Consider the following 19,225-nt stretch of genomic DNA (forward strand, 5'->3'; position numbering starts at 1 on the left):
GGATGCCGCTGGGGCATCTGGGTACTTCAACCGCGCGGCGGCGGTGTCCTGCCCCGGGGGCCGCAAGGGCGGCCGCTGAAGGGTGGGGCTTACCTGGATAGTAGTGCGAGTTTTATGACTGCTGCGAGTCCGTTTGGCTGCAGCGCACTCTCGGTTGGACCGCCGGATGGGGCGCTGTGTTCGCTGCTTCGCGGATGATCGCCGCGCGCTCGCCGGCGTGAGGCGCCGGATCGACTCAGATCACGCCAAGCGCGCCAAGGCTGCGATAGAGCATGTAGAGCGCGGTCGCGCCGATCATGGTGGCGGAAACCAGGTTAAGCAGCCCCTGGCTGCGCGACAGGCGCGTGGCCAACAGGGCGCCGAGCAGGCCGCCGCCGATGCCGCCTGCGATGAATACCAGCGCCAGCATCCAGTCGACCAGCCCGGAACGCGCGTAGTTGAGCGCGGTGGTCAGGCCGAACGCGGTGACCGCCACCAGCGAGCTGCCGACGGCGAAGAGGATTGGCATGCGCGTGGCGGCCATCAGTCCGGGGACGATGAGGAAGCCGCCGCCGATGCCGAAGAACCCCGAGAGCGCGCCGGCCAGTCCGCCGAAGGCCGCCAGGCGAGGGGCATTGCCCGGGCCGAGTGCGACACTGGCGTCGCCCTCGCTACCGCGTCCGCGCACCATGAGGGCGGCCACCACCAGCATCAGCAGCGAGAACAGCACCAGCAGCTTCTGTCCGTCGAAGGCCTTGCCCAGGCTGGAGCCGAAGAACGCGCCTATCACCCCGACCACCGCGAAGACCGATGCGCACGGCCATTTAACGTTGCCACGGCGGGCGTGATTGAGCAGGTTCGCCGCGGCGTTGGCGGCCACCGCCAGGGCGCTGGTGCCGATGGCGATGTGCGGGTTGTCAACCCCGACCAGGTAGACCATCAGCGGCACGGCGAGGATCGAGCCGCCGCCGCCGACCAGGCCGAGGGTGAAGCCGACCAGCGAACCGGCGGCGGCGCCGAGCAGGTACTGCAGCAAGCTCAGGGTCGGCATGGCGGCTCCTCAGGCGCTTGCAGCGGTGGTGTGGCGGGCCGGTGCGCAGAGCCATTCGCGGCCCTTGAGCATGGCGTTCCAGTACAGGCTCGGCAGCGCCTCGGACTTCAGGTGCCAGGCGAGGCTCGAGGGACGACGGCCGTCGATCAGCCAGCGCGGGAAGGTCGGCAGCAGCTTGCCGCCATAACCGAACTCGGCGAGCACGATCTTGCCGCGCTCCACGGTCAGCGGGCAGGAGCCATAGCCGTCGTACGCCGCCTGCAGCGGCCGGTCGTCGAGGCAGGCGAGGACGTTCTCCGCCACCACCGGCGCCTGCTTGCGCGCCGCCGCGGCCGTCTTGGCGTTGGGCGCGGCGCTGACGTCGCCGAGGGCGAAGACGTTGGCGAAGCGCTGGTGGCGAAGGGTGTTGTGATCGACATCGATCCAGCCGCTCTCGCTGGCCAGCGGACTGCGGCGGATGAAGTCCGGCGCTGTCTGTGGGGGGCAGACGTGGAGCATGTCGAACTCACGGGTTTCCTCGATGCGCTGGCCGTTGGCATCGGTGCGAGCGAAGGTCGCGGTGCGCGCGGGGCCATCGACGGCTACCAGGTTTGAGCCGAAATTGAGCTGCGCGCGGTAGCGCTCGACGTACTCCATCAGTGCCGGGACGTAGGCTTCGACGCCGAACAGCGCGGCGCCGGCGGTGTGGAACTGGATGTCGATGCCGTCCAGGCGGCCGCTGCGGCGCCAGTGGTCGGCCGACAGGTACATGGCCTTCTGTGGTGCGCCGGCGCACTTGATCGGCATCGGCGGCTGGGTGAAGAGCGCGCGGCCGCTGTGCAGGCCGCGTACCAGTTGCCAGGTGTAAGGGGCGAGGTCGAAGCGGTAGTTGGAGGTCACCCCGTTGCGCCCGAGCGTCTCGGCCAGGCCGGGGATCGATTGCCAGTCGAGCTTGATGCCGGGCGCGACCACCAGGGTGCGGTATCGCAGGCTATCGCCATTGGCCAGGATCACTCGGTCATGCTGCGGTTCGAAGGCGGCCGCGGCGGAGCGTTCCCAGGCCACGCAGTCGGGGATCAGCGAGGCCATGGGGCGCACGGTGCGCTCCTGGGTGAAGACGCCGGCGCCGACCATGGTCCAGCCTGGCTGGTAGAAGTGCTCGGAAGCCGGCTCGACCACGCAGATGCGCAGGTCCTGGCGACGCTTGAGCAGGCTGGCGCAGGTGGCCAGGCCGGCAGCGCCGGCGCCGATCAGGACCACGTCGTAGAGCGGCTCGCGAAGATTGGCCGGGCGGGCCGCGCGATGCAGGCGCCAGTGCAGGGTGGAGAGATCGAAGCCGGCGCGGGTGGTGGCGGCGAGGATCTGCTCCAGCGGCCGTCGGTCGGCCTGGCTCAGCGCCCATAGCGAGGCCGAGCGCATGCCGCTGCGGCAGTAGGCGAGCAGCGGGCCGGGTCGTTCGGCCAGGGCGGTGGCGAAGGCGGCGACCGCGGCCTCGTCGATGGCGCCGCTGACGACCGGAATGTGCACGAAGTCGATGCCGTGGGCTTGGGCGGCTCGTGCGATGGCATCGCTGCCGGGTTGATCGGCGGCTTCGCCGTCGGGGCGATTGCATATCAGGGTGCGGAAACCGGCGGCGGCCAGTTCCGGGATGTCTTCCGGGCGAATCTGCGCGGCGACGGCGAAGCCGTCGTCGAGGTCGAGACGATGCATGGGGTTACCTCGTGCGGCGGCGCTGCAAGGCAAGGGTGGGGCGAGGCGCCGGCCGCCGCGGCGCCTCGCTCGCGCTGCTCACAGGAGGTTCAGTGGCAGCTTCAGGTAGCTCACGCCGTTGTCTTCCGGCTCCGGCAGGCGGCCGCCGCGCATGTTCACCTGCACCGAGGGCAGGATCAGGCGCGGCATGGCGAGGGTGGCATCGCGCGCATCGCGCATGGCGACGAATTCGCCTTCGCCGATGCCCTCGTGGATGTGCACGTTGTGGCAGCGCTGTTCGCCGATGCTGGATTCCCAGACGTACTGGTCGCGGCCGGGCGCCTTGTAGTCGTGGCAGAGCAGCACGCGAGTGGCGTCCGGCAGCGCCAGCAGGCGTTGCACCGAGCGGTAGAGGGTGGCGCTGTCGCCGCCGGGGAAGTCGCAGCGGGCGGTGCCGTAGTCGGGCATGAACAGGGTGTCGCCGACGAACACCGCGTCGCCGATCACGTAGGCCATGCATGCGGGGGTGTGGCCGGGTACGTGCAGGGCGATGGCTTCGAGATTGCCGATACGGAAACTTTCGCCATCCGCGTAAAGATGATCGAACTGGCTGCCGTCGCGGGCGAAGGCGCTGCCCTCGTTGAAGATCTTGCCGAAGGCTTGCTGCACCACCGTGATCTTCTCGCCGATGGCGATGCGTCCGCCCAGTTCCTGCTGCAGCAGCGGCGCGGCGGACAGATGGTCGGCGTGGGCGTGGGTCTCCAGCAGCCATTCGACGTGCAGGTCGTGTTCGCGGACGAAGGCCATTACGGCGTCGGCAGAGGTACTGCTGGTGCGGCCGCTGGCAGCGTCGAAGTCGAGCACGCTGTCGATGATGGCGCAGGCCTGGCTGGACGGGTCGCGCACCACATGGCTGGCGGTGAAGGTGGCTTCGTCGAAGAAGGAGGTGATCTGCGGGCGCCTGGCCGGGGCGGCCTGGGCGGCTTCGACCAGCGCGATGGCGCGGGTCAGGGCCTGATCGGGGTTCGCGGACGTCATGCTGACATCTCCTGCGGCATTGACTTAAATCATGCTTACATTATTTAAGTAATTACGCAATTGTAATCTCGGGAATACCGTCATCGACGCTACCGAGCCCTGGCGTTAGCATGGCGGGCCTGTTCATTCGAGGATGCCGAGCACCGTGGAACCCATCGTCAGCCCCGCACCTGCCATGCCGCCCCTGCGGCAGAACGACCGTGCGCCGGAGTTTCGCGCACGCACCACCCGTGGCGATGTCGCCTTGAGTGATTATCGTGGGCGTTGGCTGTTGCTGTTCTCCCATCCGGCGGATTTCACGCCGGTGTGCACCAGCGAGTTCATCGCCTTCGCCCGTGCCAAGCCGCGCTTCGATGCGCTGGGATGCGAGCTGCTCGCGCTGTCGGTGGACGGCCTCTATTCGCACCTGGCGTGGATCCGGGACATCCACGAGCGCTTTGGCGTGGCCATCGACTTCCCGATCATCGAGGACCCGTCCATGGCCATCGCCCGTGGCTACGGCATGGTCGCCGCCGATGCCAGCGACAGCTCGACAGCTCGCGTCAGCTATGTGATCGACCCGGAAGGCATCATTCGCGCCATGAACTGGTACCCGATGAACGTCGGTCGCTCGGTCGATGAGCTGTTGCGCCTGGTGGCTGCGCTGCAGGCCAGCGATCGCTACGGCGCTTCCACCCCGGAAGGCTGGCAGCCGGAGCAACCGCTGCTCGAGCCGGTGGCCCTCGACGCACGCGAGGCCCTGGCGTTGAAGCCGGCCGACGACGAGGCCTGGTACTACCGCTGGAGACGCCCGTGACAGCGCTGGCCGCCGTCGAGCTGGAGGCGCTCAAGGCGCGCGCCAATGACGCCGCCGAGCTGCTGCGCCTGTTGGCCAACCCGACGCGCCTGCTGCTGCTCTGCCACATCGCCCGTGGCGAATGTTCGGTGGCCGAGCTGGAACGCGACCTGGGCCTGCGCCAGCCGGGCTTGTCGCAGCAGTTGGCCGAACTGCGCCAGAACCAGTTGGTGAAGACTCGCCGCGAGTCGCGCTCGATCTACTACAGCATCGCCGATGCGCGTGTGCAGGTGATGCTCGATGCGCTCCACGAGGCCTTGTGCGGCGATCCGCAGCTTCGCGAAGGCTCCGTGCAGGAGTCGGACGGCACTGCGCGGCACGGCGAAAGCGCGCGTTTCGCGCAGATCATTCGCTGAGCGCGGATTGCTGGCACGCGGGCCGGCCCTGCCGCGCCTGCGGCCTGGGTATCCGCTGGCGACAACGACGGGCCGTGATGCGGGAGGCGTCTCCCGCCTTCACGAGCCCGCTCAACTGGCCAGGGCGGCGACCGGGATACCCTGCAGGTTGGGGTGGTAGCCATTGCCCAGGGACAGGCTGACCGGCTGGCGTTGCGGACGCAGGAAAGCCAGCATGGCGTCCTGGGTTTCCTGCCAGGCCTGCTTGTGCTCGACGTCGATGAAGTGCCCGGCATTGCGGATGGTGCGGAACTCGCAGTCGCGGATCAGTTGCTGGAACTGCCGTGCGTCGCCCGGCGTGGTGTACAGGTCCATCTCGCCATTGAGGAACAGCAGCGGGATGTCGATGGCGGCGAAGTCTTCCATGTAGTTCTCGGTGCTGAGCTTGAACACCTGGCAGATGTGGTAGTGCATCTGCAGGTACTCGTGCTCGTCGAGACTGGAGACGTGGCGGAAGTTGAAGCGCTTGAACAGCTGTGGCAGGTAGCGGCCGATGGTCTCGTTGACCAGGTTGGCCACGTTCGCCCGGTCGCACGCCGCCAGGTAATCCATGCCGCGGTGCAGGTAGTCCAGCATGGCCGCATTGAAGACTGGCGAGAACGAACTGATCACCGCCTTGCGGATGCGGCTTGGGCGCTGTGCCAGGGCCAGCAGGGCAGCCACGCCGCCCCACGAGAAGGACATCACCACGTCGGCGCGGAAGTGCTCGATCAGGCCCAGCAGCAGCTGCGCTTCGTACTCCTTGGTGATGAATTCGCCCGGCGCGTTGAATGCCTTGGACCCGCCCGCATAGGGCTGGTCGTAGCAGACCACGTTGAAGTGCGGTTGCAGGTACTTCACCGTTTGCGCAAAGGAGGCGGTAGTCGACAGCGAGCCGTTGACCAGGATGATGGTCTGGCGTGCTTCCCTGTTCGCATAGAACTCCGTGTAAACCCGGTGTTGCAGAATCTCGACGACGGCGGTTTCCGGCCTCATGTCGCTTCCTCCATACGCAGCTCGAATGGACGCACCCGACTATCGGATGCAGAGGACTACCAGGCAGAGGAAAACGCTTTGAGGTGACAACTTCATTGCACCCAGCGAAACTTCATAAATTCTTTATTTTCAACAGCTTATGTTTCAAATAGAGCGAAGCGCAAAGCCCTTGTGGAGGCTGTGCGAGGGTACTGGGCAGGTATTTCGAAAGGGCCTGGCGGGGAGGTGCCGGGCGGATGGAGCTTCTTAGAAGTATTGCGTGACCGGTGAGTCACACATGGGGCAGAGTTAAGCAGGACGGTCCGAGCCACGCAACCCCGTCGGAACCGGCGAGTCACATTTTTTCGCTGCTTGGCCGGCGGATTCCGACGAACTGCGTTTGCCCGGCAAAAGGCCAGCGCCCTATTACACTTTCCCACTAGTCGTTTCCTCAGCATCGCCCTGCCGCGGAAGAGGTAGTTGCACTCCTCCCTGGCCGACACAACGGATGGGTCGGTTCCATGGTCTTGTTCCCTGTCTTGCGCATCGGGCTGCTGTGCGCCCTCATGAATTGCGCCTCCCTGTATGCGGCCGCGGAAGACCGCTACGGCTGCGCTACGCCGGTGCGCCTGGCGTTCTATCCACACCCGATCCTCTACGAGGACGGCAAGGGCATGGATGTCGATGTGGCCACCGAACTGGCGCGTCGCAGTGGCTGCCGCTTCGAGGTTTCGGTCCGGCCCCGTGCGCAGATCTGGCAGGACATCGAGAGCGGCGAGGTGGACCTGACCATGAGCGGCGTGGCGAGCCCCGACCGCCTGCGACTGGCGTACTTCATTCCCTACCTGTACCTGCGTGAGCGCCTGATCGTGCCGCTCGAACAGTCCATGGACCTGCACGACCTGAACGATTTCCGCGCGCGGCCCGGTGTGCGCCTGGGCGTGATCAGCGGCTACCGCCACGGCACCTACCTCGACGCCATATTGCGGATCATGGCCGCCGACGGGCAGTTGAGGGAGTACCCCGACGAGCGCGGCAGCTTCGCCGCCCTGCAAAAAGGCGAGGTGAACGGGCTGATCGGGCACGCGCTGGTGCTCTCCACCGTTCTGAGCGATCCGGCCATGCGCCATCGCTACCGCGTGATCGAGCTGAATGCACCGGGCGTTGCGCGAGGTCTGGTGCTCTCGCGCCTTCACTTCAATGCCGCGCAGAGCGCCGAGTGGTTGCGCCTGCTCGAGGACCTGCGCCTGGACGGTGGCCTCTCCAGAATCCTCCTTCGCAACGCGCCGCTGGATATCGCGGCATCGTTGCTCGACAACGGTTATCGCGCGCCTGCGGGCGACCTGGACAAGCAACCATGACCATGAAAGCGAAAAGACGCGGCATTCCACTGCAGGTCCTGCTAACCGGCGCCATCATCCTCAGCATGCTGGTCCTCGCGGCGTCGCTGCTGATCCAGGGCTATCGAGGCGTCGAGGCTGCGATGGTGTCGGCGGCCGGGGAGGCCGCCGGGCAGCTCGGCATCACGGTCAACGAGCGTATCCGGCGTCTGCTGGACCCGGCGCAGAACACCTTGCGTCTGCTCAGCTATGACCGTATCTCGCAGGCCGACAACCTTTCCGCGCGCCTGGAGCGCCTGCCGGTCCTGGTCGAGAACCTGCGCGCCAACCGCACGCTGAGCGCGGTGTACATCGGTTATCCGAATGGCGAGTTCCTGCTGGTGCGCGCGCTCAACGCCGCCTCGGTGCGGGAGAAACTCAAGGCGCCGCCGAAGGCGCTCTATCTGGTGCAGAGCCAGACGCTCGACGCGCAGAACGTGCCGCAGGGCGAGTGGCGCTTCTACGACGATCAGCTGCAGCTGCTTCAGCGCCTGGACATGCCCGACTACCATTTCGACGCTCGCCAGCGTGGCTGGTACCAGGAGGCATCCGCCAGTCGCACCACGGTTCTTACCCAGCCCTACGTGTTCTTCACCACCGGCGAGATCGGCTTGACCCTGGCGCAGCGCACCGTCGATGGCGCCGCGGTGATCGGCATGGACGCATCGGTCAATGACCTGGCCGAGGAGATGGGCGATCTGCGTCAGACCGTGCATACCGAGCTGGCAGTGATCGACGGGCACGATACCGTGATCGCCTATCCCGACCTGTCGCGTCTGCTCGTACGCGAGGGCCGCAAGGCACGCCTGGCCAAGCTTGGCGAGCTGGGCGTGCCGAGCCTGAGTCGGCTGGCCGAGATCGGTGGCCAGCCCCGCATGGCGCAGGCCTATCGAGTCGACGGCGAGAACTGGTATGGCATCTGGGTGCCGCTGGCGAGTTTCGCCAGCACCCAGGCGCGCGTGCTGATCAGCATTCCCGCCGCCGAACTGCTGGCCGGAGCGCGGGCGACCCTGCTGCAGCAAGCCCTGTGGGGCGGCGTGCTGCTGTTGGTGTTGCTGCTGCTCGGCTCGCTCATCGGCCGCCGCATCGCCCGCCCGCTGAACCTGCTGACCGAGCAGCTCGGCGCCCTGGCGGCCTTCGACTTCGCCCGCCCGGTGGGGGTGAACTCGCGGATCGCCGAAGTGCGCGAGCTCAGCCAGGTGCTGGGCGGCATGTCGAAGACCATCCGCAATTTCCAGGGCATCACTCTGAGCCTCAGCCGCGAGACGCGGCTGGACAGCATGCTCGCCGACGTGCTGTCGCGCCTGGTCGAGGCCACCGGCGTGCTCGGTGGCGCGGTCTACCTGCTGCACGAGGAGGAGAACCGCCTGGGCCTGGCCTGCGCGGTCAATGGCGAGCATTACCAGCAATCGCTGCCCATCCAGGGCTTCGACGAAAAGCAGTTGGCCTCATTGCTGGACCAGGCGCTGAGCGGCAGCGGCCGGCACATGGAAGTGGCCCTGCGCAATCGCAGCGAGGAACTGCTCGGCGTGCTGGTGCTGCAACTGCAGGAGGAGGGCGAGCGGCGGCGCAAACCGCGTCGGCCGTTCCGGCGCTTCGTCGAGGAGCTCTCCGGCGCCGCCGCCGTGGCCATCGAGACGCGCCAGTTGATCGAAGCGCAGCAACGCCTGCTGGACGCCATCATCAAGCTGCTGGCCGACGCCATCGATGCCAAGAGCCCCTACACCGGCGGGCACTGCGAGCGCGTGCCGCAACTGGCCGACATGCTCCTGCAGAAGGCCATCGACGACCGCGACCGCTACGCCGATTTCGCCATGAGCGACGCCGACCGCTACGAATTCCAGATCGCCGCCTGGCTGCACGACTGCGGCAAGATCACCAGCCCGGAATACGTGGTGGACAAGGCCACCAAACTGGAGACCCTGTACAACCGCCTGCACGAAGTGCGCATGCGCTTCGAGGTGCTCTGGCGCGACGCCGAGATCGACTACTGGCGCGGTCTCGCCGAGGGTGGCGACAGCGCAGCACTGGGCGCGCGCCGCGATGCCGAGCGGCAAGCGTTGCAGGAAGACTTCGCCTTCGTCGCCCAGGCCAACGTCGGCGGCGAGTTCATGAAGGACGAGGACATCGAGCGCCTGCAGCGGATCGGCGAACGCCGCTGGCTGCGCCACTTCGACGACCGCCTGGGCATTTCCCACGACGAAGCCGCACGGCTGGTCGGCGTGCCGGCAGCCTCCTTGCCGGCGGAGGAACGCCTGCTCGCCGACAAACCCGAACACTGCGTGCCCTGGGGCGAGCGCAAGCCACCGGTAGACAAGGACGACCCGCGCAACCGCTGGGGTTTCGACATGCGCCTGCCGCCCTGCGCGAGCAACTACGGCGAGCTCTACAACCTCGGCATCCGCCGCGGGACCCTCACCGACGAAGAGCGCTTCAAGATCAACGAGCACATCGTGCAGACCCTGATGATGCTCAGCGCCCTGCCGTTGCCCAAGCACCTCAAGCGCGTGCCGACCATCGCCGCCAACCACCACGAGAAGATGGACGGCACCGGCTATCCAAGACGCCTGGCGGGCGAGGACATGAGCATTCCGGAAAGGGTGATGGCGATTGCCGACATCTTCGAGGCCCTGACCGCCGCCGACCGCCCGTACAAGGCGCCCAAGACGCTCTCCGAATCGCTGAAGATCCTCGCCTTCATGGCCCGCGACCGCCACGTCGACAGCGAGCTGTTCCGCCTGTTCGTCGAAACCGGGGTATACCGCGAGTACGGCGAGAAATTCCTCCGCCCGGACCAGCTCGACGCGGTGGACGAAAAAGCGATGCTGGCGATCGTCGAGGCGCCGGCGAAGGCCTAACGCCTTCGTACGAGCGAGCCGGCTCGCAAACAGCGCTACCTGGATGCATGGGTATTTCGGCTTGCCCTGGTTCCCTCTCCCCAACCCTCTCCCGCAAGCGGGAGAGGGGCCGTTCTGAGAACGCGGGAAGATCGGCGCCGTCCTGTAGGAGCATATCTTCCGCGAAAATCCCCGCGCCCTTTCCAACCGTAGGGTGCATGACCTCGTTCGCGGTCATGCACCGCCACCCCGTAAGAGAATGGCGGATAACCCTTTCGGGGTTATTCGCCCTACAGGTTCGGCATTCGTGCCGTGCGGTTCGCGAGCAAGCTCGCTCCTACGAAAAGCGGCAGCGCCGCGCAGCTCTTGCTCTTGGACTTCCAGAGAAACGTCCGCGCACTCCGGACCGCCCCTTACAGGAGGCCGAGCTAAGCCCACGCAGAGGAGGTTGCGCGACATGGATGTCGCAAAAGCCCCGACCAGCACAGGGACGTGCTGTCGGGGCGGGCCTCCGGGTGCGTGGGGATGTGCGAGGGAAGTCCGGCTTGCCGGACCCGTATGTCGGGGCAAGCGCTTTGGTTACTTTCTGCGGGGGTGGCCTTCCACCGTTTGAGAAAGTGACTCGCCCGAGGGGGCGAAACAAGAAACATCCGAACACGCCAACGGGGCGCGCTACACCGAGCAAGACGCCTCTGGATCCCCGCGTTCGCGGGGAAGACGTGAAGGGGCGCGCGGTGCATGGGCGTAGGAACGGACCTTGTCCGCGAAAAGATCGCGGATGAATCCGCTCCTACAGGGAGGCACCGTGCCAGGAGTTCGCGGATGAGATCCGCCCTACAGTGGGGAACTGAAGTGCGTTGCGGGAGGGGATGGGGCGGCACTGCGCCGCCCCGGAATGGCATTTAGCGCTTGGCCAGCGTCGTCGCGCGGCCCAGGTTGGGCGCCTTGGCCACGGTGCAGCTGGCGCCGGCGAGGTACTGCGAATTGCTCAGCCAGTTCTGCTGCGGGTAGTAGGCGAACACGTAACTGCCTTGCGACAGCGTGTCGATCAGCCGCTTCGCCACTTGCGGACGTACCGCCGGGCAGCCCTGGCTGCGGCCGAGGCGACCGAGGCCGGGGACCACTTTCGGGTCGGCGTAGGCGGCTGCGTGCATCACGATGGCGCGCTCTTCACTGTTGTCGTTGAAGCCCGGCTCCAGGCCCAGCAGGCGCAGCGAGCGGCCGTGCTTGCCGCTGTAGGTGTTGCCGGTCTGGTAGAGGCCCAGCGACGACTGGTAGCTGTTCGGGCGGTTGGAGAAGGAAGTGGCGACGTCGTCGCCGCTGTTCTTGCCGTGGGCCACCCACTCCTCGAACAGCAGCTTGCGCTTGCTCAGGTCGAACACCCACAGGCGCTTGTCGCGCGAGGGCTTCGAGTAGTCGATGACGGTCAGCAGTTCGCCCTTGCCGCCCAACTGGCTGCTGGCGCACTGGTAGGCGCTGAGCGCCAGGCGCAGGGCTTGCAGGCTGGTGGCCGGGGCCAGGCGGTGGAGTTCCTCGGCGCTGGGCAGGGCAGCGGCGTGGACGGTGCCGCAGCCGAGCGCGAGAAGCGCGCCCACGGCAAGCAGCGGCCGGAGTTTCCCCCAGACGTTCGATATGGACGGCATGGCGCCGTTCCCCCCTTGGTGTTTTTCCTAAGGTCTAGTTTTGGTATAGCGCGCAAGTGCGCGAAATTGGGCCGGATTTTCGCTTATTTTTTGATCGATGCAGGTACCGCTTGTCGATCATTGGTGGTGATCACCGTGAAGTCCGAACTGCTTCGGGTATCGCGGCTGGAGGGCAGGTCGGTGATCACCAGGGTGCTGCCGACGTCCATCGCCAGCAGCAGCGAGCGCAGGAAATGCGGGTCCATGCTGAACTGGCCGAGCTGTTCGGAAGGCGTCAGGCCGGCCTGCGGGTTGCTCACCTGCACCGCGCTCCAGCGCAGGTTCGGCGTGGCGCTGGCGAGCTGTTCCGGTGTCGGTCGCTCGAGCAGCGAGAAGGCGGCGACGCCGGTGCGCGCGCCCGGATTGTCGATGGTCACCGGGGCGCTGCCGATCTGGGTGCCGCCGCGGTAGACGTAGGCACGCCGGTCGGCGCGGCTGATCAGCACCGAAATCGGACCGACGGCCGCGCCCGGATCGTTCAAATAGGGCTCCGCCTCCGGGCTGGCCGGTCCGCTGGCCTTGCCGTCGCTGACCTGGGGCGCCAGCAGGCCGGGGTGGTAGACCTCCACCGGCGAGCTCTTGGCGTCGGAGATGATCACCGTGGTGCTGGTGAAGCCGGTGACCTCATAGAGCTTCTTGGCGAAGGCCATCGGCATGCGGATGCAGCCGTGCGAGGCCGGGTAGCCGGGCAGGTTGCCGGCGTGCAGGGCGATGCCGTCCCAGGTCAGGCGCTGCATGTAGGGCATAGGCGCACTGTCGTAGAGGTCGGAGTAGTACTCGACCTTCTTCTGCAGGATGGTGAATACGCCGGTCGGGGTTTCCCGGCCGCGCTTGCCGGTGCTCACGGTGGCGACGCCGATGGCGATGCCGTTGCGGTAAACGTAGGCCCGTTGCTCGGTCAGGCTGACCACCACGGTGACCGGCCCCTGCGGGGAGATTTCCGGGTACCAGAGGAACTGCCCTGGCTTGAGCTTCTTCAGCGCTGCCTGCAGGTCATTGAGCGGCGATCCGTGGCTGCTCGTGGCGGCCACGGCGGGAAGGGCGAACAGGCTGAGCGCGAGCAGGGCGGCGTGCAGAGTCTTCATCGGAAACCTTCGAGGAGCGGGCGTCAGAGCAGCTTAGCCGCGGCTCCGGCGTCGCTGCAATCGGCGATGCCAGACGGTCCGATTCAGTCCGAAGCGGCTACTTCCGCGGCGCTCAGGGCCCGGTACTGGCCCGGTGCCAGGGCCGGATCGAGGCTGATGCCGGCCATGCTTTCGCGGTGCAGGCGGGTGACCTTGTTCTGGAAGTGGCCGAACATCCGCTTGACCTGGTGGTAGCGGCCTTCGTGCAGGGTCAGGCGCGCGGCGCGGGCGTCGAGGATTTCCAGTTGCGCGGGCAGCGTGGTGAGGTCCTCGAAGCGGAAGTACAGGCCTTTGGCGAAGGTTTCCGCGTAATGCGCTTCGATCGGCTGCTCGGTCTCGACGTAGTAGACCTTCGGCAGCTTGCGCCCCGGCAGGGTCATGCGCCGCGACCAGAGGCCGTCGTTGGTGATCAGCAGCAGGCCGGTGCTGTTGTAGTCGAGGCGGCCGCCGATGTGCAACTCGTGCTTGTCCGGCTCGTCGAGCAGGTCGAGCACGGTGCGGTGCTCGGCGTCGCGGGTCGCGCTGACGCAGCCTTCGGGCTTGTGCAGCATGAAGTAGCGCGCCGGCTTGCCGGCCTGCAGCACCTCGTCGTCCAGCTCCACGCGGCTGAACTCGCGCACCTCGAAGCGACCGTCGCGCACCACTTCGCCGTCGACGCGCAGGCGGCCGGAGACGAGCAAGAGGCGCGCATCCTGGCGGCTGAAGCGGGGCAGGTTGGAGAGCAGGCGGTCCAGGCGCATCAGGTCGGTTCGTCTTCGGGCGGCAGGTTCTGCGCGCAGCGCGGGCAGAGGCAGGCGCGGTCGACCGATTCCGGGGCAATGCGCTGCAGTGCGACGGGGTCGATGGCCGTTTCGAAGCACCAGCAGGACGCGCCGTCCGCGGCCGGATCGGCCTGGGCGCAGCGGTTGCGCTGGCCGCAGAGCGGGCAGCGGGTGGGGTCGATGTCGGTCATGTCGCGGGGTCGGGGTTTCGCCGGGCGCACAGGGTGCAGCGGGGGCGTGCGGGGCGCAAGGGGATTCGGATGCCTGGCCGGCATGGATGATGGGAATTCGTAGTATGGGTTGAGCGAAGTGTTCTGCCGGGAGACATGGGTGACAGGTGTCGGGAGACATAGGTAACGCATTTAGGATCACGGTGTAGCCGTTTCGGGAGATCGAGCGATGCCGTGGAAGGAGTGCACACCTGTGTCCAGTCGATATGAGTTCGTTCTTCTGGCGAGGCAGCCAGACACCAATGTGCGCGAGTTGTGTCGTCGCTACGGGATCAGTCCGAAGACGGGCTACAAGTGGATTGAGCGCTATCGAAAGCAGGGCGAGTCGGGGCTGCTGGATAAGTCTCGACGGCCCTTGAATAGCCCTCGCAGTTGCAGCGATGAACTGGAGAAAGCGGTCTTGGCACTGCATGACGAATACCCCGCCTGGGGCAGTCGCAAATTACGCAGCTTGTTGAGCAGCGACTTGCCGTTGCCGCACCACAGCACTATCGATGCGATCCTGCGGCGCAATGATCGGCATCTGCGCTATGGCGCCGATACTGGCCCGGCGGCTACGTCTCGTTTCGAGCATGACGCGCCCAATGACCTCTGGCAGATGGACTTCAAAGGCCATTTCGCCTTGTTCGGCCAGCGTCAACATTGTCATCCGCTGACCTTGCTCGACGATCACTCGCGCTTTGCGTTGTGCCTGGCAGCTTGTGCCAATGAACGGCGCGAGACGGTCCGCCAACAGTTGATCCGTGTGTTCAGGCGCTACGGCCTGCCGCGGCGCCTGACCAGCGACAACGGTCCACCCTGGGGGTCAACCCGACGTGGTGGAATCTCGGCTCTGGAGGTCTGGCTGATGCGCTTGGGCATCAAGGTCGGCCACAGCCGCCCCCACCACCCACAGACACAAGGCAAACTCGAACGCTTCCATCAGACGCTGAAGCGGGAGCTGCTGCACGACGCGCATTTCCGCACGCTGGAGCAGTGCCAGGCCGGTATGGACCGCTGGCTCGAACAGTACAATCAGCAACGCCCGCACCAGGCCTTGGGCCAGAAACCACCGCTGACGCGTTATCAGAGCAGCCCCAGGCCATACCCGGAACAACTGCCGGAAGTGGAATACGAGCCGGGAGAGTGGGTGCTGACAGTGCATACCAAGGGCCAGATCCGCCTCAATGGCCAAATGGTATTCGTCAGCGAAGGCTTGGCCGGCGAACGCGTCGCCATCCGCCCGGCCAAGGAGGATGGCGTGCTCGATATCATTTTCATCAACAGAACGGTCCGGCAGGTCGATCTCCGGCAGCCGGAGTGAACATGGGCAACCGTTACCCATGTGTCCCGACAGGCGTTACCTGTCTGTCCCGGCAGAACACGAAGCGAAACCCATGCCGCTCGAAACCCTACGCCCCTTCGATTTCCTCGCGAGGCTCAAGGACGACAGCATGGGTTTCGTACCTCAACCCATCCTACAGTCGTCAACGCGCCTGGATTTTCTCGATCCAGGGCTCCAGGCGCTGGCCGAAATCCACCTCGGCAACGAAGGGCTGCGCGGCTTCCTGGGCGGCGCGCTGTTCGGCGCGTGGGGCCAGGCCTTCAAGTTCCTCGTGCCAGCGCTTGGGTACGTTCAGTGCGCGCACGCCGTCGGTGCTGGCCATGCCACCGATGATCCAGGCACGGTTGCGGTACAGCGAGCTGGGCCGCACCTGGCCGTGGACGATGGCGTAGCGCTGGCGGTCCGGGTAGCGCGCGCGCAGGGCCTGCAGGTCGTTGCCGGCGTCGGCGAGGAGCAGGCGGCTGGCGCGCTGTTCCTCGTGCTCGAGGGCGTCGCGCTGGAAGTCGCGCTCGCTCTTGAGGTGGACGTTGCCGGGGTCGCCGGCCAGCGCCCGCTCGGCCTGTTCCAGGCGCTGCTGGGCCAGGCGCAGTTCGCGCTGGTACAGCGGGCCGTCCAGTTCCAGCACCAACAGGGCGTCGCGGGCCTGCTGGCGGTCGTAGGCCAGCGCGCTTTCGCGGTCGATCTGCTGCGGAACTGCGAAGCCCAGCTCGCGCATGCGCTCGGCCGGGATGCGCGGCGCCCAGGCAGCATTCGACTCCTCTCCGGGGATGCGCCAGAGCAGGCGCAGGCTGACGCCGCTGTTTTCGTTGTGCCAGTCGCTGTTGCGCACCAGCTCGCGCTCGCTCAGCGCCAGGCGGCTGTCCGGTTCGCCGCTGCGGTTCCAGGCGGCGGAGCCGAGGGCGGCGGCATTGGCCAGGACGATCAGGCCGAGCCCGGCGAGCAGGCCCTGGGTACGTGTCCAGTTCATCACAGGCGCCCTCCGAGCAGGCCGTGGACGTTGCGCAGGTAGCGCAGGAACAGCAGGATCGCCACCGCGCCCAGCCCGAGGACCAGGAAGAACAGGTACTTGGGCAGCACCTCCCACCACCAGTCGAAGAACTTGGTGTAGAGGAAGATGACGAAGAAGGTCAGCCCGGTGTTCACCACCTCCGGCCATTCCTGCCGCGCGCCCAGCCAGATGGCCAGGGCCGCGCAGACGAAGCCGAGCAGCTGGTAGAGGCTTTCCAGCTTGTGCGGCGCGAAGGGCAGGTAGCTGGAGCCGCCCCAGTTGGCCAGCACCAGCATTGGCAGCATTAGGGCGAGCAGGCCGAACACCCGGTAGATCGCGGCGAAGCCGTCGAAGCGGTGCTGCTCGAAGACCAGCGGCACCAGGAAGATCAGCACGGCGGCGGGGAAGAAGTTCTCCGGACGCTCGCCCACGTCCAGCCAGTAGACCCCGCCCCAGGTGCCGCAGCGCGCGGCGACGAAGCCGATCAGGCAGATCAGCCCGGCGCCCAGCAGCAGCCTGGACTGGCACAGGTAGGCCAGCAGCAGGGCGTAGGCGGCCCAGGGCAGGAACGCGAGGTCCGAGGGCGTGAGGTTGAAGATCTGCCCGAGCATGCTGATGTTCAGCACCAGTGCGGCGAAGGCCAGCATGGCGGCCAGCTTGGCGAAGTAGCCGGAAGCGTCGCGGCCTTGCAGCCAGAACGTGGCCAGCAGCGTGACCAGCGAGGCACCGACCAGGATGGCGACCTGCGCGCCTTCGCCGAACAGTCCCCAGAACTGGTAGAAGAGGAAGAACAGGCTGGCCGCCAGGGCCAGCGCACCGAGGAAGGACGCCACGCGCATGCCCAACGACAGGCGGCTGTCCTGGCTGTCGCGGTCGATGTCGAACTGCGCGCGGTAGTCGTCGAGCAGGCGCAGGTGATGGGTTTCCACACGGGCGCGCTGGTCCGCGTCCAGCTCCAGCGCACCTTCCTCGCCCAGGCGTCGCAGCTCCCGGTTGAAGGCGTGGATATCGTTGACCCGCTGCTGGGCGTCGTGGTGGCTGAGCATCGGCATGACACAACCTCGGCGATAGGCTTCCACTCACTCTAGCGACTCCCGCAGCACCCCTCCACTGCGTCCGGTCCGCGTACCGCGACCCTTAGCCGCGGCTGGCCAGCCAGGCTCTCCAGCCGCCGAAATGGCTGATGTCCTCGGCACCGGCGAGGCCCCAGCCGTCGCAGATGAAACCTGTCTCCCAGCGGCCGTCGGCCAGTTCCACCTTGCCCAGCCCCAGCGGCGCCGGGATGCCGGTGAGGAAGGAGCCGAGCTCGGCGCTGGGCAGTTCCCAGATCTCCACTTCGATGGCCGTGCCGCCTTGCGCCACCCGGACCATGCCCGGCCGCAGCGGCGGGCCGCCGGCCAGGGCGTAGAGCTTGTAGGCCGGCGCGCTTTGAGTGGCTTCGAGCAGGCGCGCGCCGCGCTGGCGCAGTTGCCAGTTCAGCGCCAGGCCGTCGAGGTGCGCGCCGCATACCACCAGGCGCGCGCGGTCGCTGCGTGCGGATACGGCGGGCGCAGGACTGTTCAGCGCATTGCCGCCGACCAGTGGTAGCGCGTTGTGGCGTTGCAGCGCGTCGCCCAGTCCGAGCAGGTACTGGTCGGTGAAGGCGCGGCCGAACAGCGTCAGGCCCCAGGGCAAGCCATTGGTCATGAAGGCGCTGGGCAGCGCCAGGGCTGCGTAGTCCAGCAGGTTCATGAAGTTGGTGTAGTAGCCCAGCTGCGAGTTGCGCAGCACGGGTTCGGCGTGCAGTTCGTCGAGGGTGACGGGGCGGCCGATGGTCGGGGTCAGCACGCAATCCAGCTCGGCGATGATCGCGTCGCATTGCGCCTTGAGTTCCTGCAGGCGGTACTGTGCGCGGAACAGCTCGACCGCGCCGGCGCCGGGCGCCTTTTCCAGCACCGCGCGAATCACCGGCAGCACGGCCTGCGGATCGCGCTCGATCAGCTCGCCGGCGACGCTGTAGCGCTCCGCCACCCAGGGGCCTTCGTAAAGCAGTCGAGCGGCTTCGAGGAAGGGCGCGAAGTCGATCTCCACCGGTGAGCCGCCGATGCCGCGCAGCTGTTCGATAGCTTGGGCGAACAGCGCCGGCCCCTCGTTGCAGCCGAAGAATTCGAGGTCCTGGGCGCGGGGAACGCCGAAGCGGAACGGGCGTGGCGTGCCGAAGGCGCTGCCGTCGTTCCAGGAAGGATTGGTGCGGCTGTAGCCATCTTGTGGATCGTGGCGCGCGCTCAGGGCCAGCAGCTCGCTGGCCTCGGCGGCCGTGGCGGTGAAGTAGGTGATGCAGTCGAGCGTGCGGCAGGCCGGCACCAGGCCGTGGTTGGACAGCAGGCCCTTGCTCGGTTTCAGGCCAACGAGATTGTTCAGCGCCGCCGGCACGCGGCCGGAACCGGCGGTGTCGGTGCCCAGCGCGAAGCTGGCCACGCCGAGGGCCACGGCCAGCGAGGAGCCGGCGCTGGAACCGCCGGACGGGAACTCCGGCAGCACGCTGTTCGGGCATTCGCCATAGGGCGAACGGGTGCCGTTGAGGCCGGTGGCGAACTGGTCGAGGTTGGTCTTGCCCAGCGGCACCGCGCCCAGCTCGACCAGTCGCTGCACCAGCGTTGCCGACGTAGGCGGCGTGTAGGCGAAGGCCGGGCAGGCGGCGGTGGTCGGGATGCCCGCAAGGTCGATGTTGTCCTTGATGGCGAAGGGGATGCCGTACAGCGGCAGCTGCTCGGGCGACTTGCCGTCGAGCGCCGCGAGGTAGGGCTCAAGCTCCGCCAGCGTCAGCAGGTGGATGAACAGGTGGTAGTCCGGGTTCAGCGCGGCGGCCTTGTCGCGCAGCTCGGCGATCAGCTGGCGCGGGGTGCTGCGGCCTTCGCGGTAGGCGGCGCGCAGGGTGGCGAGGCGGAGGTCGAAGGGTTGGCTCATCTGTTTTTCCTCAATAGGTTCCGGGCGATTCGCG

16 protein-coding genes are annotated in these 19,225 nt (G+C 67.0%); 5 read left to right on the top strand and 11 right to left on the bottom strand.

The window, feature by feature from the left end:
- Positions 1-235: 235 nt before the first annotated feature.
- The 3 genes from ACA097_RS20580 to ACA097_RS20590 all read right to left on the bottom strand — a co-directional run bounded on the left by ACA097_RS20580 (position 236) and on the right by ACA097_RS20590 (position 3,736).
- A complete protein-coding gene (locus ACA097_RS20580; RefSeq protein WP_371365671.1) occupies positions 236-1,030 on the bottom strand; it encodes a sulfite exporter TauE/SafE family protein in 795 nt (264 codons plus the stop codon).
- A 9-nt stretch (positions 1,031-1,039) separates the two neighbouring features.
- On the bottom strand, positions 1,040-2,719 hold the full coding sequence (locus tag ACA097_RS20585; protein WP_371365673.1) for a TIGR01244 family sulfur transferase: 1,680 nt from the start codon (positions 2,717-2,719) through the stop codon (positions 1,040-1,042).
- Positions 2,720-2,797: 78 nt separating this feature from the next.
- A complete protein-coding gene (locus tag ACA097_RS20590; RefSeq protein WP_371365675.1) occupies positions 2,798-3,736 on the bottom strand; it encodes an MBL fold metallo-hydrolase in 939 nt (312 codons plus the stop codon).
- Between the two features lie 145 nt (positions 3,737-3,881).
- Here ACA097_RS20590 and ACA097_RS20595 point away from each other — a divergent pair, with 145 nt between their 5' ends.
- Both ACA097_RS20595 and ACA097_RS20600 read left to right on the top strand, forming a co-directional pair.
- Positions 3,882-4,532, top strand: a complete 651-nt coding sequence (locus tag ACA097_RS20595; protein WP_236658313.1) for a peroxiredoxin — start codon at positions 3,882-3,884, stop codon at positions 4,530-4,532.
- Entirely contained in the window at positions 4,529-4,927 is a 399-nt protein-coding gene (locus ACA097_RS20600) for a helix-turn-helix transcriptional regulator (protein ID WP_052355342.1), read from the top strand. Before ACA097_RS20595 ends, ACA097_RS20600 begins: the two co-directional genes overlap by 4 nt.
- A gap of 111 nt (positions 4,928-5,038) precedes the next feature.
- Here the strand turns inward: ACA097_RS20600 and ACA097_RS20605 are convergent, their stop codons facing one another.
- Positions 5,039-5,941, bottom strand: a complete 903-nt coding sequence (locus ACA097_RS20605) for an alpha/beta fold hydrolase (RefSeq protein ID WP_160287965.1) — start codon at positions 5,939-5,941, stop codon at positions 5,039-5,041.
- Between the two features lie 545 nt (positions 5,942-6,486).
- On the opposite strand from ACA097_RS20605, the gene ACA097_RS20610 reads away from it, so the two are divergent.
- Both ACA097_RS20610 and ACA097_RS20615 read left to right on the top strand, forming a co-directional pair.
- Positions 6,487-7,281, top strand: a complete 795-nt coding sequence (locus ACA097_RS20610) for a substrate-binding periplasmic protein (protein ID WP_371365678.1) — start codon at positions 6,487-6,489, stop codon at positions 7,279-7,281.
- 2 nt (positions 7,282-7,283) lie between these two features.
- Entirely contained in the window at positions 7,284-10,157 is a 2,874-nt protein-coding gene (locus tag ACA097_RS20615) for an HD domain-containing phosphohydrolase (protein ID WP_371365680.1), read from the top strand.
- An 881-nt stretch (positions 10,158-11,038) separates the two neighbouring features.
- Here ACA097_RS20615 and ACA097_RS20620 read toward each other — a convergent pair.
- From ACA097_RS20620 to ACA097_RS20635, 4 genes are all read right to left on the bottom strand, one after another.
- Positions 11,039-11,779 (bottom strand): murein L,D-transpeptidase catalytic domain family protein, encoded by a 741-nt coding sequence (locus ACA097_RS20620; RefSeq protein WP_371365682.1) that lies wholly within the window; start codon positions 11,777-11,779, stop codon positions 11,039-11,041.
- An 83-nt stretch (positions 11,780-11,862) separates the two neighbouring features.
- Positions 11,863-12,903, bottom strand: a complete 1,041-nt coding sequence (locus ACA097_RS20625; RefSeq protein ID WP_371365684.1) for a L,D-transpeptidase — start codon at positions 12,901-12,903, stop codon at positions 11,863-11,865.
- Between the two features lie 83 nt (positions 12,904-12,986).
- On the bottom strand, positions 12,987-13,682 hold the full coding sequence (locus tag ACA097_RS20630) for a pseudouridine synthase (protein ID WP_371365686.1): 696 nt from the start codon (positions 13,680-13,682) through the stop codon (positions 12,987-12,989).
- Positions 13,682-13,894, bottom strand: coding sequence for a cysteine-rich CWC family protein (locus ACA097_RS20635; RefSeq protein WP_371365688.1), 213 nt, complete (start codon positions 13,892-13,894; stop codon positions 13,682-13,684). Before ACA097_RS20635 ends, ACA097_RS20630 begins: the two co-directional genes overlap by 1 nt.
- Positions 13,895-14,102: 208 nt before the next feature.
- Here ACA097_RS20635 and ACA097_RS20640 point away from each other — a divergent pair, with 208 nt between their 5' ends.
- Positions 14,103-15,236: an IS481 family transposase gene (locus ACA097_RS20640; protein WP_371365690.1), complete on the top strand. Its 1,134-nt coding sequence runs from the start codon at positions 14,103-14,105 to the stop codon at positions 15,234-15,236.
- A 163-nt stretch (positions 15,237-15,399) separates the two neighbouring features.
- On the opposite strand, the gene ACA097_RS20645 is transcribed toward ACA097_RS20640, so the two are convergent.
- The 3 genes from ACA097_RS20645 to atzF all read right to left on the bottom strand — a co-directional run bounded on the left by ACA097_RS20645 (position 15,400) and on the right by atzF (position 19,191).
- Positions 15,400-16,224, bottom strand: a complete 825-nt coding sequence (locus ACA097_RS20645; RefSeq protein ID WP_371365692.1) for a DUF4824 family protein — start codon at positions 16,222-16,224, stop codon at positions 15,400-15,402.
- Positions 16,224-17,297: a DUF2157 domain-containing protein gene (locus tag ACA097_RS20650; RefSeq protein WP_371365694.1), complete on the bottom strand. Its 1,074-nt coding sequence runs from the start codon at positions 17,295-17,297 to the stop codon at positions 16,224-16,226. The genes ACA097_RS20645 and ACA097_RS20650 overlap by 1 nt, the downstream gene beginning before the upstream one ends.
- Before the next feature lie 85 nt (positions 17,298-17,382).
- A complete protein-coding gene (gene atzF, locus ACA097_RS20655; protein ID WP_371365696.1) occupies positions 17,383-19,191 on the bottom strand; it encodes an allophanate hydrolase in 1,809 nt (602 codons plus the stop codon).
- Positions 19,192-19,225 lie beyond the last annotated feature (34 nt).

It is taken from the genome of Pseudomonas sp. QL9 (assembly GCF_041409665.1).
In the GTDB taxonomy this organism is placed as follows: Bacteria; Pseudomonadota; Gammaproteobacteria; order Pseudomonadales; family Pseudomonadaceae; genus Pseudomonas; species Pseudomonas knackmussii.

Bases quoted from the DNA above. Each gene is read 5' to 3' on its own strand.
- ACA097_RS20625 (WP_371365684.1), bottom strand. From the start codon at position 12,903: ATGAAGACTCTGCACGCCGCCCTGCTCGCGCTCAGCCTGTTCGCCCTT.
- ACA097_RS20615 (WP_371365680.1), top strand. From the start codon at position 7,284: ATGAAAGCGAAAAGACGCGGCATTCCACTGCAGGTCCTGCTAACCGGC.
- ACA097_RS20610 (WP_371365678.1), top strand. From the start codon at position 6,487: ATGAATTGCGCCTCCCTGTATGCGGCCGCGGAAGACCGCTACGGCTGC.
- ACA097_RS20645 (WP_371365692.1), bottom strand. From the start codon at position 16,224: ATGAACTGGACACGTACCCAGGGCCTGCTCGCCGGGCTCGGCCTGATC.
- ACA097_RS20640 (WP_371365690.1), top strand. From the start codon at position 14,103: ATGCCGTGGAAGGAGTGCACACCTGTGTCCAGTCGATATGAGTTCGTT.
- ACA097_RS20590 (WP_371365675.1), bottom strand. From the start codon at position 3,736: ATGACGTCCGCGAACCCCGATCAGGCCCTGACCCGCGCCATCGCGCTG.
- ACA097_RS20585 (WP_371365673.1), bottom strand. From the start codon at position 2,719: ATGCATCGTCTCGACCTCGACGACGGCTTCGCCGTCGCCGCGCAGATT.
- ACA097_RS20650 (WP_371365694.1), bottom strand. From the start codon at position 17,297: ATGCCGATGCTCAGCCACCACGACGCCCAGCAGCGGGTCAACGATATC.
- ACA097_RS20635 (WP_371365688.1), bottom strand. From the start codon at position 13,894: ATGACCGACATCGACCCCACCCGCTGCCCGCTCTGCGGCCAGCGCAAC.
- ACA097_RS20605 (WP_160287965.1), bottom strand. From the start codon at position 5,941: ATGAGGCCGGAAACCGCCGTCGTCGAGATTCTGCAACACCGGGTTTAC.
- atzF (WP_371365696.1), bottom strand. From the start codon at position 19,191: ATGAGCCAACCCTTCGACCTCCGCCTCGCCACCCTGCGCGCCGCCTAC.
- ACA097_RS20580 (WP_371365671.1), bottom strand. From the start codon at position 1,030: ATGCCGACCCTGAGCTTGCTGCAGTACCTGCTCGGCGCCGCCGCCGGT.
- ACA097_RS20620 (WP_371365682.1), bottom strand. From the start codon at position 11,779: ATGCCGTCCATATCGAACGTCTGGGGGAAACTCCGGCCGCTGCTTGCC.
- ACA097_RS20630 (WP_371365686.1), bottom strand. From the start codon at position 13,682: ATGCGCCTGGACCGCCTGCTCTCCAACCTGCCCCGCTTCAGCCGCCAG.